Annotated in this window: 7 protein-coding genes; 3 read left to right on the top strand and 4 right to left on the bottom strand. The window is 39.3% G+C overall.

The annotated features are described in order from the left end of the window. Positions 1-36 precede the first annotated feature (36 nt). Complete coding sequence (locus Q4597_RS01050; protein WP_289060801.1) at positions 37-2,415, top strand: GAF domain-containing protein; 2,379 nt, start codon at positions 37-39, stop codon at positions 2,413-2,415. Here the strand turns inward: Q4597_RS01050 and Q4597_RS01045 are convergent. Continuing rightward, a complete protein-coding gene (locus Q4597_RS01045; RefSeq protein WP_215913767.1) occupies positions 2,412-3,614 on the bottom strand; it encodes a Pycsar system effector family protein in 1,203 nt (400 codons plus the stop codon). The two genes, Q4597_RS01050 and Q4597_RS01045, sit on opposite strands and share 4 nt — an antisense overlap. A gap of 39 nt (positions 3,615-3,653) precedes the next feature. On the opposite strand from Q4597_RS01045, the gene Q4597_RS01040 reads away from it, so the two are divergent. Beyond that, on the top strand, positions 3,654-7,379 hold the full coding sequence (locus Q4597_RS01040; protein ID WP_303404429.1) for a metallophosphoesterase: 3,726 nt from the start codon (positions 3,654-3,656) through the stop codon (positions 7,377-7,379). A 29-nt stretch (positions 7,380-7,408) separates the two neighbouring features. On the opposite strand, the gene Q4597_RS01035 is transcribed toward Q4597_RS01040, so the two are convergent. The 3 genes from Q4597_RS01035 to Q4597_RS01025 form a co-directional block, all read right to left on the bottom strand. Continuing rightward, a complete protein-coding gene (locus Q4597_RS01035) occupies positions 7,409-8,275 on the bottom strand; it encodes a hypothetical protein (protein WP_303404428.1) in 867 nt (288 codons plus the stop codon). A 187-nt stretch (positions 8,276-8,462) separates the two neighbouring features. Then, the gene (locus Q4597_RS01030) at positions 8,463-9,815 is read right to left on the bottom strand and encodes a vanadium-dependent haloperoxidase (RefSeq protein ID WP_303404427.1); all 1,353 of its coding nucleotides are present in this window, start codon (positions 9,813-9,815) and stop codon (positions 8,463-8,465) included. A gap of 259 nt (positions 9,816-10,074) precedes the next feature. Continuing rightward, a complete protein-coding gene (locus Q4597_RS01025; RefSeq protein WP_303404426.1) occupies positions 10,075-13,422 on the bottom strand; it encodes a VCBS repeat-containing protein in 3,348 nt (1,115 codons plus the stop codon). Between the two features lie 455 nt (positions 13,423-13,877). On the opposite strand from Q4597_RS01025, the gene Q4597_RS01020 reads away from it, so the two are divergent. After that, positions 13,878-15,530 (top strand): solute:sodium symporter family transporter, encoded by a 1,653-nt coding sequence (locus tag Q4597_RS01020; protein WP_303404425.1) that lies wholly within the window; start codon positions 13,878-13,880, stop codon positions 15,528-15,530. The last annotated feature ends 54 nt before the right edge of the window (positions 15,531-15,584 follow it).

The following is a 15,584-nucleotide window of genomic DNA, read 5'->3' as shown; positions in this document are numbered from 1 at the left end:
ACTTTAAGGAGGTATTTGCGACTTATAAGAACCGTGATGAACGAAGATAGTAAAATAGATTTGCCAATTATACAGCTCATTAGCTTTGATAAGCTTTTGCGGCAGTATGATGTTATGGCCAAAAGCGATAACATTACGGCTGCGAAAATGGCACAGCGCATTATAGATGCGGCCAAACCCTACCCGGAATTACGGGCAGGGTTTAATGACGTTACTTTGCTTGAAAAACACAAGGATGTCATTAATATAATTTTACAGGATATCTTTTCTGAAGTTCTTACCAACAACGAAATAAAGGCGGCTTCTTTGCCCTATGACAATATCATTTTTAATTCCTCTAAGCGGTTTAAGAAAATATTAAAAGATGCCGGAGGTGATGACTTCTTGCCTCAAATGCGGAATTTGCCCGAACACCAAATGTATATTGTGGCATGTACCGTAATCCTTAATTTTCATTACGGGTTCAATTTTGATTTTAAAAGACCGTTTTTTTACGATATACCGGATAAAAACGGTGTAATGCGTCACTATAGAATTCTGTACAATGCAGATTTTATGGAGATTTTGCCAACGGACAAGGCAAAGGAGCTCACTCAGAAAGATGTGGATGAGTTGTTGGACAATTTTGATAATATAGACTTGTGGAAAGAGAAAATACCACCACATAGTTTTGTTTCAAAAGGTTTTGTTATCTCCAATATGTTTGATGTTACGGCGGAGCATTCTATCTCTGAAATAAAATCTAGCCTGATTGCTAATGACAAGCGAAACAGCAAGAATTTCATGGATAATCTGCAGGAAACCTTTAGGTCTTTCTTCAATACGCCCAACATGAAAGCTGGTTTTGTAGAGTACAATGCCAAAGACAATCGTTTTGAGAGGGTGTATGCCAGTGGTATGGAAAGTTTCCTCTTAAGGGAAAGGGATTCAGTAGCCTGTGCCAGTACCTTGTGCCAAAAGTCTTATCATAAATTGCTGGAGGAGAATAGTTATTTTGCCATTTCGGACGTAGATAGGTATTATGAAACTGCTGACGAAATGTCTCTTTTTAAGGGATTAAAGGAACAAGGTATCAAAAGTGCTATTTTGGCACCTATTGGGCAAAATGGAAACCTTTTAGGAATTTTGGAACTTGTAGCTTATGAAGTTAATGCCCTTAACAGTGTTAATGCTAATAAGTTAGAGGATATAATGCCTTTTATCGTATCTGCGGTATTGCGTTCTAAAATTGAGGAGAGCAACCTGATTGATGCCGTGATCCAAAATGAATGTACATCGGTACACGATTCCGTATACTGGCGTTTTGAGGAAGAAGCTAAACGCTTTGTAAAAGATTCTACCGAAGGAAGAAATCCAACGTTTAGAGAAATTGTTTTTAAGGATGTATATCCTTTGTATGGGCAGGTAGATATAAAAAATTCTTCCCAAGCTAGAAACATAGCTATACAACGGGACCTTATGATTCAGTTGTCTACTATTGGTAAGGTCCTTGAAGAGGCTTGGCAGAAAACAAAGCTGCCTATTTATGAGGAGTTGATGTTTAGGGTAAATAATCATACGGACAGTATTAAGGATAGCCTCCACACCAATAGTGAACAGGCCATCTTTAATTTTGTAACCGAAGAAATAAATCCTGTTTTCTCTCATTTAAAAAAAACTGATGAGAACTTGAAGAACCTGATTCTTTTCTATGAATCGTCGGTTGATATGGGTACGGAGTCTTACTACGATCACAGACGTAACTATGATGAGAGCGTTACACAGATCAATATGAAGCTGGCGGGGTTAATGGATAAAAAGCAGAAGAATGCCCAAGCCATGTTTCCTCACTATTTTGAAAGATATAAAACAGATGGTGTTGAGCATAACATGTATATAGGCGAAGAAATCGTAGGTGATCGCGATTTTGATATGCTTTATCTCAATAACCTTCGTTTATGGCAGTTACAGGTCATGTGCGAAATGGAGAATGCGCATTATGCCCTAAAGCCTAAACTTCCGGTGCCCTTAGACGTGGCATCGCTTATATTGGTGTACAGTACCTCACTTTCTATACGTTTTAGAATGGATGAGAAACGTTTTGATGTAGATGGTACCTATAACGCGCGTTACGAGATTATCAAAAAGCGTATAGATAAATCCTATATAAAAGGAACCAATGAACGTTTGACCCAAGCGGGAAAAATGGTCATTGTCTATTCGCAGAAAAAAGATGAGCTAGAGTATCTAAGATACATCACATTTCTCCGCTCCAAAGGGTATTTTACCGGAAAGGTAGAGATTGTTGAGCTAGAAGGTCTACAAGGTGTTAGCGGATTGAAAGCCATTAGGGCAGACATTCTCTACAAGACCAAGCAAAACAATGAGGAAAAGACGTATACCTATGAAGACCTTATGAACGAATTAAAGGCTTAGGTAGGTAACTCAATTATTCTTTCGGGACCGTAGAATTTCAACGCTACAAAAAATGCGATTACGGATAGGGTCATTCCTATCATAAAGATGGTATAGGTCCAACGTAATAGTTTGTACTTTCTATCCAATACAACTCCCAAAAAGTAAAGATCTTTGGTTAGGGAGTCGTAAACATATTTTTGGTCTTTAATCAACTCCTGTATAGCCCATTCATAATCCTCAAGTTTCATTTTATGAAAATTTCCAAAGAACAATAAATTCACTTTCTTCTGCTGTACATCTTCTTTGGAAAACTCACCACTAGTAACATTGGGCCGCGTTGCCATAACGGACATAATCATGGAAATAACACTGAATAGCACAAAAATACCTGCCGGAATAACCAAATAATCGTTAGAGGGGTTGTCTAATTTTGGTATAAGATTGGAAAGCATTAATGAGATAATAATTGCATTTACGGATAACAAAATGTTCGCCTTTGTATCCGCAATATCACTCAACTTTAGGTGGTTGCGCATAGTAACACGAAACATGGTCTGTATGCCCCTTTCCGGACTTTGGTTCTTTAGTTTAACTTTAAGTTCCTCTTTCTTTAGGGTCTTTTTTTGTTTCTTATCGCGCTTTACTAATTTTCTAAGGTTATCGTCCTTGCCTTCTTGCCAATTCTTAAGTGCGTAGTCCGTATAAAAACGATGCTCTGTCTGGAACATCTTAATATTGGCTCTACGCCATTCCTTTGGTGAATGCTCTGCAAGACCCAATAATTGTAATTCTTGCCGCAGCATTTCGCAGGTTTCCCCATAGCTGGATTGCGCCAGATGGGATGCATCTGCGTCCCTAATGATTTCTTCCATTAGGTTTTGCGGCTCATAGCCTCTTTTTGTAGCCATAATAAGATTGCAGACCGTTTCAATGGTTTGTGCACTACAATCTTGGCTTGCAAGAAATTCTTTAGCTATTTCGCAGCTGCTTTCTTCGTGATTTTCAACACCACGGGTGTAGCCTGTGTCATGAAGCCATGCGGCTAGTGTTATTGCGTCACTATCAACAGTGTTTAAGTTATAGAAATCAAGCAATTCTTTAGTACTTTTGACAACTCGTTGAGTATGCCTAAGATTATGATACAAATAGTTGGTATCTAAATCTTTGACTAATAGGTTGATTGCAAATTCTTCGGTTTTTGATAGTAAATCCGGCATAAAAAAATATTTATGGTTCCAAATTACAAAATATTGAGAATGAATAGTATTCTATTGGGCAAACATTTTGCTTTAATAGCATTGGTGGTATTGTTCGTGGGATGTGCGACCTCCAAGACCAAATACGCTAATGAGGAAGGTAAAGAGGATGTTTCTACCACCAAAACAGTAGCCCATACGTTTTACCTCATTGGAGACGCCGGCCTATCTCCTATGAACGGTATGAACGATGCGCTTAAAATTTTCAAGAGCAAGTTAGATAAGGCGAACGAAAATAGTACAGCACTATTTTTAGGGGATAATATTTACCCTGCAGGGCTTCCGGACCCTAAAGACTCTACCGCAGCGTACATTAAGGCCAAGAACGATTTGGATGCGCAATTAAAGACTCTGGATAATTTTAAGGGAGCCCCTATTTTTATACCGGGCAACCATGATTGGTATACGGAAGGTTTGGTAGGTTTGGAACGAGAACAAGATTACATTCAGGAACAGCTAGACAGTAAAGATGTTTTTTTTCCCGAAGATGGTTGTCCTATAGAAACCATAGAGGTAACGGATAACATTACCGTAATTGCAATAGATACGGAGTGGTACTTGACCAATTGGGACAAGCGCCCTGATATTAATGATAAATGCGATATTAAAACACGAGATGCGTTTTGGTTGGAACTCGAAGACGAAATTAAAGACAACCGGCAGAACACCACTATAATCGCTATGCACCATCCTATGTTTAGCTACGGTCCGCACGGAGGTCAATATTCCACAAAGGCACATTTGTATCCTAAAGGAAAAGTTGGTCCTTTGCCTATTCTAGGAAGTTTTGTAAATCTTTTAAGAAGAACTACAGGGGCATCTATAGAAGATATGAGTAACAAACGGTATACAGAACTCAGGAAGCGGTTGTTGACCTTGGCCCAATATTCGGAAAAAGTTATTTTGGCTTCGGGACACGAACATACGTTGCAATTTATTGTGGAGGAGAATACCCCTCAAATAGTGAGTGGTTCCGGGGCCAAAACGGGAACTACACGTCTCTTGAACGGGAGCAAATTATCCACAGGGCAAAGGGGTTATACTACCTTGGAGGTTTATACGGACGGTTCTTCTCAAGTTAGATACTTTGGAGTAGATGGTAATAAGGACGAGGAATTTTTATTCACTTCACAAGTATTACCACCGGACCGAAAGTTGTTTCAAGGCAAGTATGATGAGAAATTTCCGGCTACGGTAAAAGCTTCGGTTTATTCCGAGGATGAAATAGATAGAAGTGGTTTCTTCAAGTTTCTATGGGGAGACCGGTACCGTAAATACTATGCCACAAAGGTTGAAGCCCCAACGGTAAATTTGGATACTCTTATGGGAGGTCTTGTTCCCGTTCATAAAGGAGGAGGACATCAATCAAAATCATTGCGGCTAAGGGATAAGGATGGTAAGGAATTTGTAATGCGGGCCCTTCGTAAGGATGCGGAACTGTATTTGCAGGCCATGGCCTTTCAGGAGCAATACGTAATGGGTGATTTTGAAAATACCTATACAGAAAATTTCCTTCTTGACTTTTACACAGGATCTCACCCTTATGGGCCTTTTACTACGGCAGAGCTATCCGATGCCGTGGGACTATACCATACAAATCCGGTACTTTATTATGTGCCAAAGCAACCAGCTCTTAAGGATTTTAATGAATCCTTTGGAAATGAGCTATATATGATAGAGGAACATGCCGGTGACGGTCATGGAAATCTAAAAAGCTTTGGGTACGCCAATGAACTAAAAAGTACGAATAGCATGCTGGAAGATTTACGGGACGATGAGAAATATGCCGTAGACTCTGAAATGTATTTAAGAGCGCGACTTTTTGATATGGTTATGGGCGATTGGGACCGTCATGTAGATCAATGGCGTTGGGCAGAATTTAAGGATAAGAAAAATGATAAGGTTCTTTATAAACCAGTGCCTAGAGACCGTGATATGGTGTATTCTAAACATGGTGATGGTTTTTTTATGAATCTGGCCACAAGGATAATTCCGGCTTTACATTTAATGGAAGGTTTTAATGAAGAAATAAGAAACGTAAAAGGTTTTAACTCTTCGCCAAAAACCTATGTTTTGGATATGGCGCTTTTGACCGAAACGACCCCAGAGCAATGGCAAGAACAGGCTAAGTTCATTCGGGAGAACCTTACCGAAGAAGTCATTGATAAAGCGTTTACCCACTTTCCTAAGGAGGTGAGGGATGAAACGGTAGCAGAAATTAAAAGAATCTTATTGGCGCGATCCGCTAAAATTGAAGAAACTGCGCAGACCTATTATGGCGTTCTTAACAAATATGCGGTAGTGGTAGGAACCGATAAGGATGATTGGTTTGAGGTGAACGTCTTGAATGATAAAGAAACAGAGGTAAAGGTCTATAGGAATATAAAAGGTGAAAAGAACAAGTTGTTTTTCTCCAAGGTTTTCAATAAAAATAGCACCAAAGAAGTTTGGGTTTATGGGCTGGATGATGATGATATATTTGAGGTAAACGGAGATGAAAGAAGTGCTATTAAGATACGTCTGGTGGGTGGCCAGAACAATGATATTTATAGGGTAGGCCAAGGCGGTAACATAGCTGTTTACGATTATAAAACAAAGAAAAACACCATAGAGGAATTGAGCGGCGCCAAATTAAAACTTACGGATGATTATAACACCAATAACTACCTGCCACTGCAAATTAGGAATTCTGTAAATCAAATTATACCTACTATTGGTTATAACCCTGATGATGGCGTTAAAATAGGAATTAGTGATACCTATACGTACAACGGTTTCAGGCAGAACCCTTTTACCCAACAACATAAGGTAGATGCTTCCTTTTACTTTGCGACCAGTGGTTTTGAACTAGGGTACAGTGGTGAGTTTGCCCATGTTTTTGAAAATTGGAATTTACACTTGGGAGCTCGTTTTACCAGTCCGAACTTTGCTATCAATTTTTTCGATTTTGGTAATAGTACCGAGAATTTTGATGACGATTTGGGAATGGATTATAACCGAGTGCGTTTACAGACACTTAAATTTGCTCCGGCCTTGGTATGGCGAGGTCAATACGGGGCTAAGTTTAAAACTGGTGTATCTTACGAATCCATAGAGGTAGAAGAGAGTGATGATAGATTTATCAACACTTACTATCAGGCTAAAGGAGATGAGACCGGAAATAAATTTGTAGGTGTTGATGCGGAGTATTCGTATGCCAATACGGATAATGCTGCTTTTCCAACCATGGGAATGTCTACATCGCTTGCAGCAGGATATAAAAGAAGTACCGATAACGGAAATGCTTTTGGTTATGTTATTCCCAGTCTTGCTTTTGATTATAAGTTAATACCTAGTGGTAGATTGGTTTTAGCTACAAAATGGAAGGCACATTTTAATATAGGCGACGATTATGAATTTTATCAAGCCGCCAGTATTGGGGGTATTGATGGATTAAGGGGATTTAGAAACCAACGGTTTACCGGTAAAAAATCGTACTATCAAAATACGGATATCAGATATAGTCTTAAGAAAATAAAGACACAACTTCTGCCATTGGCCATGGGGTTTTATGGTGGCTTTGATTATGGAAGGGTGTGGTTGCCCATGGAAAATTCCAAAGAATGGCATACCTCATACGGAGGCGGATTTTTTCTCAATGGAGCTGATATTGTCACAGCGCGCATGGCACTTTTCAATAGTGATGATGGCTTGCGCTTTTCCTTTGGTGTAGGTTTTGGTTTCTAGCGTAAAAATGAATAGCAGGGGGCAGGCGTTTATTTAAGAGTATACTTATATAGATTTCCGCCCTCTTTTTTTGTCTCTTCATCAGAAAGTAAAAGGGTAGTATTATCTACAAAACTCACAGATTCTAGTTGGGTACGTACCATGAGGTCCGTTTCTTTTAAGGTGCTTTCGGGTAAATTTTCCAAATCAAATTCAGATAAGGTCCATAGCTTTCCTGAGCCCAAGAGAACTACAGTTTTTCCATCGGGAGAAATATCGGCAGAAGTAACTTTACAAGTATCCCAGTCATCACATGTTTTTAACCTGCCCAAGTATTCGGCATCATAATCTCCTTTGGTATCGGGAACTCTATATATTAGCGATTCTCCGCTAAACGGATTAGCCCTATTTTTTGTAAAAATATAAAGGTAGTTGTTATAGTGAAAGAACGCTTCAGCATCATAATAACGCTCTTTTTTTTTAGGAGGAAAACGTTTTTGCTCGGGGTATTTAAAGGCTATTTGCTCCGCGGTAATATGGTCTCCGGTTTCATATTCGGGGTTGGGGAGTTTATAGATTACCAAATCTTTACGGTCACTAGCGTTATTGCCAAAGTCACCTATGTATAAGTTGCCTTTTTTGTCTTCCGTAAGGTCTTCCCAATCATGGTTTTTGGCATTTTTTACCTTAAACTCCTTTAGGATTTCTCCTTTGAAATCCACTTTGGTAATGACATCATCATTGCCGCTGTCCTCAATGAACCATGCTGCATCATTTGTGTACGTAGCTATCCCGGAATTTTCTTTTAGACTACTTGGTAACTTTGTTACATAAGCTAACTGACCGTGATTGGAACAGCTGTAAAAAAGAAAAAGAGCCATGACTTGGAGTGAAAAGTGTTTTGCCATTACTTTCATTGCAACGTGTTTTTAGGGAGCAAAGGTACACTCTATTCCTCTTTTTGGTCTTGTATAGGCATGAAAATTTCAGCTTTCCACTCTAACTTGTTTCCGTGCTATTTGTGCAGGATGATTAAGCGGATGTCCTTAAATTTATAGGGAGTTGTGCTCTCAATAGCAGAGTTTAATTATAAAAAAGTTAGGCTCAGTTTTGGGCCATTGCGTTGCTATTTTTCATTTTGAGTTTTTCAACTACGAACTTGCCTAAGTCCCTACCTTGTTTAACGCCCACTTCAACCGCAGCTCGGTAATGAATGCCTCCGTACATTCTACTGATTGCAGCTTCATTGGCAGCTTGCTCAAAGGATGTAAAACTACGAACAGGAAGGCCATAAGGCACTTCTGTATCATCATCAAAAGCAAAATTTTCGCCAAAAACATCCGTTAGGGCTACTGAAGCCGCTCCGGAAACAACGCTGTGGCCACTTGTATACTCGGGAAATGGTGGGGTCTGTAGTACCGGTTTCCAACTGTCATCTATATGTTGGTTTATCAGGGTTTCAGGGCGAATAAGGTTACTTCTGTACTTTTCGTCCCAACAGCTTATAAACGCATCTGCCATTGCTACTGAGGCCTTGGTATACGCGTATAAGGCTTGATGGAAGTCACTGTTGGTTTTGCGCGCTGCAATTTTTGCTATACCCATCCAGTGTGCTCCCGGAGTTATTTTCTTGGTTGCGAACATAAGGTGACCCCGTGTAACCGAAACATAAGGGTTGCAATCCCAAAATTGAGCAATTTGAATTTCTTCGGAAGCGTCACCTTCTTCTGTAATTTTATTACTTATATCATATACTTCTTTAAGCTCTTTATAAAAATGGGAATCTTCCTCAAGGGAAAATGCCGGTGGAGGAATTGGTTTGAATTGTGCTGCTGAGTCTATTGCAAATGGTCTTATTTTATTCCAGTGGGGTTCAATACCGTCCATGTAAGCAGGAGGAGTAGGCTGCCATCTTGTTTCATCGTCTGCATCTACCGTAAATTTGGGCATGGTTCGCGTTTGTGCATAATTGTCTTTGCTCATCCATTGGGCTATATGGTCCGCTACCTGTAGGCCATACTCTTTGGAACTATTGAACAGAACTGGGTTCTTGCCTTGCCATATCGTATAAAGACTATCGCGTAAAGCTTCCATCCGGTCTTCTGAAAATATCAGCCTTTTGCTTAGTTCCATATGTGCCACCATTGCGGAAAGGTCATAGTTGATGACTTTGGTAGTATCTGGTGCAGGAATAGATGTGAGTCCGTTTAGTTGTCCTGCCAGCGGTCTGTAATCGTCATTGGCCATAGCCATAATCTCATAAGCGGCAACGTTAGGATAGGCAAAAATTCTACTGGCTACAGGAGGCGAGAATATATCATGAATCATAATCTCCGTTACCTGGTCTATTGAAGCGTTAAGGTCTTCTGGGCTAATAGTAATAGATTCTTCTTTTTGCGGGGCTTTACACGAAATCGCAAAAACAAGCGAAAGGAGTACGATAAAAATCTTATTCATTTGTCTTTTGTTTTCTTTTCAGCCTATAGATTTGGGGGCTGTCGTTATTTAAGGTAACCAAGAGGTATTTTTCTGTTCCTAGATTAAGGATATTCAAATCACTTACGGATTTTTGACTAAGGTCTAACCCGATTTTAGCGCTTAAAATTACATTATTTTCAGCTTTAATCAATGTGCCTGGAAAAGAATTGAGATAAGGTTGGTTGAAAACGTACTAAGCTCAGTTTTCCAGCTTGTTTGAAATATTTGAAAATGATATTTAGTCTAAAGCATAAATTTTAGGTGCACTATCGTTTATGGCAGCAATGAGAAAGGTTTTTCCATTTTTGTCTTTAAATTGTTTCAGATGTTTTACCTCGTCCTTGAGGAAAAACCCGCTGGTGTTATAATCTTGCCATTTAAAGTTCAGGTTTCCATCACCTAAAAGCACATTACCGTAGCTGGCATCCAAACGGGAATATTGTGGCTTGAACTCAAAGTTGTTCCCGGCCATGATAAGGTCTAAATTTCCGTCCTTATCAATATCGGCACAAGTAATACCGCAGACACATGATAGTTGAACACGCGATGGCAATTTTTTAATAGTGAATTTGCCACCGCCTTCGTTAATTGCAATTACGGATTCCATAGTGTTGGCTTCTTTAACGATGCTACGGTCAAAAATTTCTTTTGGAAAAAGTTCTCCTATGGTTTTCTTGGCGTATTCGGAAGCTTTTAAACTTTGCTTTTTTAAGGATACGATTTGTCCGGTCAATTCTTTTTTCTGGTGGATGGGATAATCCTTTCCGTCAAAACCGCGAGTAGTAATCTGTTCTAATGTGCCATTGTTGTCATAGTCGTTAATCCATAGTTTCATGGGGTGCTCTTTATCGGCTTCATAGGGCACGTTTGTACCTTGGTTACCCAATATTAAGTCCATGTCGCCATCTTTGTCAAGATCTACGGCTTCTACCGTGTTCCACCAACCGTATAAGCTGTCAAGTGATGTAGAAAGCCGACTAAGTCTTCTTCCGGAATTCTTATAAATGTTAGGTCTGCCCCAATCGGATACGGTTAGCAAATCTTTCTTATTGTCACCATCTACATCTGCCCAAACCGCATCCGTAACCATACCGGCATCTTTAAGGTCGTATGCTAGCCTTTCGGTGGCATCAATGAATTTTCCTTCACCTTGGTTCTCCAAAAACAGATGGTCCGGATCTACACCATAAGTGCCCACCACACTTCTGGAGCCAACAAAAAGGTCAATATCACCATCATTATCAAAATCCTGTGGCGAAATAACCGAAATGTTCTTAAAGGCCGAGGGTAGGTCCTCCGTACTTTTGCTGAAATTCCCTCTTCCGTCATTCAGGTATAACCTAGGCTTATATGAATTTTCCTTGTTAATACGATTGCCACCTGTGCCTATGACCAAATCTTGGTCACCATCTCCATCGGCATCAAAAAATGCAGCGGCTGTATCGTCAAAATCAATATCTAAGTTCAGCGGTTTTTTTGAGAGTTTCCCGTTTCCGGAATGGGTGTATACTATACCGGATTGGCCTTCGGCTCCTCCTATAAAGATATCTTCGTTACCATCGTCATTTACATCACCTATTGCTAATGCAGGGCCTTCTTGAGATATAAGTTTGGAAATAAGTCCTTCATAATCAAAATCTTGATACGAATCTTCTTCGTGTGATTCTAACTTTGTTTCGTTTATTTCGGTGAGTAGTGTCTTTTTGTTCGATGGTTTTTGTGGAACATATTTTTCTGTGGCATCCGATCGTTTTAATGTTAAAAGCTGATCAGCAGAAATGTTTTCCAGCTTCTGCGTATAATCATCGGGCCAAATAACACGAAGAGAATCAACCGTAGTGGTCTCCCCAAGACCAATATCCATTACATAATCTACCGAAGATTGAAAACCACGTGAGGGAATCAATTCCTGAAAGACAATTTGGTCTTCGTAGTACATTTTAATACTGGCACCTACTGCAAACGGATTCTGGCCTTGACCTTCAAATTTTAGCTTAATATAATGGTTGTCCGTTGTTTCACTAGTGTTATTTTTATATACGAACGATTGCATGTTTACATTGTTCACGACTAAGTCAAGATCACCGTCGTTATCTAAATCTCCATATGCCGCACCGTTGGATAAGCTAGGTAGCTCAAATCCCCATTCTACCCCTGCATCGTTAAATGTAATATCACCATTATTGCGATAGGCATAGTTGTGCTGTGGAGCAACTGGCATTTTGTTTATAATGGAATCTATAGATTCTTTTTTACCGGTAAGGGCCATTTTTTGTATGATTTCATTGGCAAAGAAATCTATAAAATCAAGATCGGTAAGGTCATGGTTTACACCATTGGTAATAAATATGTCTCGTAGACCATCATTGTCCATGTCAAATAATAATCCGGCCCAACTCCAATCTGTTTTTGCTACACCACTATGATATGCTATTTCCGAAAACGAACCGTTACCATTGTTCAGTTGTAGTGTATTTTGAATGTACTGCTGATAAAAATCTTTGCTCTGCTTTAGTTTAAAGACATTATAACCTTCAAATTCCATAACCGATTTAACCCGCTGGTCACCTTCCGGAAGCATATCTGTAATAAAAATGTCCGCATTACCATCATTGTTGATATCGGCCATGTCTATGCCCATTGCCGACAGCGATAAGTGAGAGGTCCATTCTTTTATTTCTTCTTTAAAGGTGCCATCCTTTTGATTGATGTAAAGGTAATCGCGCTCATAAAAATCGTTAGAAACATAGATGTCCGGCCAAAGGTCTCCGTTAATATCACTTACCATAACACCAAGACCAAATCCAATTAAGCTACCATAAATGCCGGCATCTTCACTTACATCCGTGAATTTTCCATTATCGTTTCGTAAAAGCATGTCGCCAACACCTCTAAAAATGTGTGGAACACCCTCCCAGTCTTGAGCCCGAACACTACGTTGTTCTGCGTAGCCCAAACTGCTAACGGGTATGTTGCTGTTATTTAAGATGTAGGCATCTAGGTCTCCGTCTTTGTCATAATCAAAAAAAGAGGCATGTGTGGAGAAACCAGTTTCCGCAAGATTGAATTCTTTTGCTTTTTCCGTAAAAGTAAGGTCTCCATTATTGATGTAAAGGTCGTTATCATGGTTGTTGCCTTCCATGTTCCCTGCATTACTTACGTAAATGTCAAGTAAACCGTCTGCATTAATATCTGCCATGGCCACTCCTGTAGACCACGGTTTGTTGCCAGTAACACCGGCTTTTTCAGAAATATCCTCAAAATTAAAATCGCCTTTGTTCAGGTAAAGTTTGTTAGGCCCCATATTGGCAGAAAGGTAAATGTCTGCCAATCCATCATTATTGATATCTCCGATAGCTACGCCTCCTCCGTTATAAAAATTACGGTATTTAAAAATGTTAAAATTCTTCTGGTTCTCTACGGCGTTGATAAAATCAATACCTGTTTCCTCTCCCGAGATTAGACTAAATAAGGTTTCTTTCTTTGGAGTCTCGGTAGTTTTTTTCTCCTTTTCTGAATTACATGAAACATGTATTAGAAAAGCAAATATCAAAAAAAATCCAAAAAAAAATGTTTTGCCGTTCATGCTAAAAGGAGTATTGTGTGGTATCATCTACTGCAATATCATGAATTGTGGGTGCTTCTGCAATAGTTGGTTAAGGCTTTTTTGAAAATTATTGAACTCTATCGTTTTCGTAAGTAAATTTCAATTAAATGAAACTTTGCATTCGGTTGATTTATAGTGATTTGTTATTGGTGAGCGGCTTCTAATTTTTGAAATAAAGTAGTGGGTTCTTGCTTTTTTTCTGAGCAGGAAATCATTAAAAAGGACAGCGTCCCAACCCAAATTGAAAATAGTACTTTTCTCATAGTCAAAATCGTCTGCAAGATAATCAATGCCCAGAGGTATAGGAAATTACAGTCCCGTGAAATTTCATCCTTTTTTTGTGTCAAACGTGATTTCGTATTTATTGTCCGTTAATCTTTAAGTTTTTCGTAAATAATCCAATATATTTAACCGAAATATCAAACCAATTTATAATGATCGGAATTTTGTCCTTTATAGGCTTTACCGCTTTGGTGGCCATAATATCTTATTTTGCAACACGTACAACCGATGAAAATTCTTCGGACGGTTACTTTTTAGGAGGAAGGAGTTTAACGGCTGGAGTTATTGCGGGGTCATTGTTATTGACCAACCTCTCTACCGAACAAATTGTTGGTCTTAACGGACAAGCTTATACCGAAGGAATTGTGGTTATGGCCTGGGAGACTTTAGCGGCTATTGCTATGGTGGTTACTGCCATTTTCTTATTGCCAAGGTATTTAAAAGGGGGTATAACTACGGTTCCTCAATTCCTTAAAGATAGGTATGATGTAACAACAAAAACACTAACGTCTATCTTGTTTCTTACAGGGTATGTTGTGGTGTTGTTGCCAACTATTCTATATTCTGGAGCGCTTGCGATCAGTACTATGTTTGATTTACCTACGATGTTGGGTGTCTCCGATGGTACGGCACTGAACTTAAGTATATGGGGTATTGGTATTATTGGTTCTATTTATGCCGTTTTTGGAGGACTAAAGGCTGTAGCGGTGTCAGATACGATTAATGCGGTTGGACTTTTGATCGGCGGACTTCTAATCCCTGTTTTTGGACTGATGGCTATTGGTGATGGAAGTGTATTTGAAGGTTTGGATGTCCTTTATCAAGCAAATCCTGAGAAGTTTGATTCAACAGGAGAAGTAACTAACAGTGTGCCATTTTCAACTCTGTTTACGGGTATGATGCTTATTAACTTGTTCTACTGGGGTACAAACCAGCAAATTATTCAAAGAGCTTTAGGAGCGAAAAACTTGGCCGAAGGTCAAAAGGGGTTATTGCTAGCTTCTTTTATTAAAATTTTAGGACCGTTAATCGTGGTGCTTCCCGGTATTATTGCTTTCCATTATTTTCAAGGTGGACTGGAAATGCCAGATCAAGCGTATCCGGCATTGGTAAATGCAGTATTGCCAAAGTATCTGGTAGGGTTTTTCGTAGCAGTACTTTTTGGGGCTATTTTGAGTTCGTTTAACAGTGTGTTGAACAGCTCTGTAACCCTTTTTGGGCTTGATGTGTACAAGCAGCATATTAATCCGGAAGCTACGGAACAAACGGTGGTAAAATATGGTAAGATTTTTGGTGTTGTTTTGGCAGTAGGCGCTATGCTTATTGCGCCGTTAATATCTAATGCAGGCAGTCTTTTTGCCTACTTGCAAGAGTTGAACGGTATTTATACGATTCCAATATTTACGATAATCGTGGTGGGGTATCTTACAAAAAGGGTTCCTGCCATCGCGGCAAAAATCGGTATTATTGCTGGTGTTGTATTGTACTGTTTCAGTCAATTTTATTTACAGCCCATGTTTGTTGATGGGGCGTTGGAAGAGGCCGCTGCGGCCGGTATAACAGATGTTGATGCATTGGCATTGGTGAAAGCGGAAGCTTATCCACACTTTATTCACGTTATGGCTATTTTGTTCGTGTTGAATGCGGCTATTATGTTGGTTATAGGTAAAATATATCCTAACGAAAAACCATTTGAATTGGAGTATACCAAACAAGTCTCTATTGAGCCTTACAAATATGTGAAGCAGGTGGGTATTGCAATCTGCTTTATCGTAGTGGCACTATATGTCTATTTTGCAAAATAAAGAACAGCTTATATAATTTAAGGCCTTGTACGGATTACTTCTGTGCAAGGTTTT

It is taken from the genome of Zobellia sp. 1_MG-2023 (assembly GCF_030549125.1).
Lineage (GTDB): Bacteria > Bacteroidota > Bacteroidia > Flavobacteriales > Flavobacteriaceae > Zobellia > Zobellia russellii.
This window is presented reverse-complemented; position numbering and strand designations above follow the sequence as displayed.

What these genes read in the sequence shown, in the direction of transcription:
- Q4597_RS01050 (WP_289060801.1), top strand. Translation starts at nt 37, where the DNA reads ATGAACGAAGATAGTAAAATAGATTTGCCAATTATACAGCTCATTAGC.
- Q4597_RS01045 (WP_215913767.1), bottom strand. Translation starts at nt 3,614, where the DNA reads ATGCCGGATTTACTATCAAAAACCGAAGAATTTGCAATCAACCTATTA.
- Q4597_RS01040 (WP_303404429.1), top strand. Translation starts at nt 3,654, where the DNA reads ATGAATAGTATTCTATTGGGCAAACATTTTGCTTTAATAGCATTGGTG.
- Q4597_RS01035 (WP_303404428.1), bottom strand. Translation starts at nt 8,275, where the DNA reads ATGAAAGTAATGGCAAAACACTTTTCACTCCAAGTCATGGCTCTTTTT.
- Q4597_RS01030 (WP_303404427.1), bottom strand. Translation starts at nt 9,815, where the DNA reads ATGAATAAGATTTTTATCGTACTCCTTTCGCTTGTTTTTGCGATTTCG.
- Q4597_RS01025 (WP_303404426.1), bottom strand. Translation starts at nt 13,422, where the DNA reads ATGAACGGCAAAACATTTTTTTTTGGATTTTTTTTGATATTTGCTTTT.
- Q4597_RS01020 (WP_303404425.1), top strand. Translation starts at nt 13,878, where the DNA reads ATGATCGGAATTTTGTCCTTTATAGGCTTTACCGCTTTGGTGGCCATA.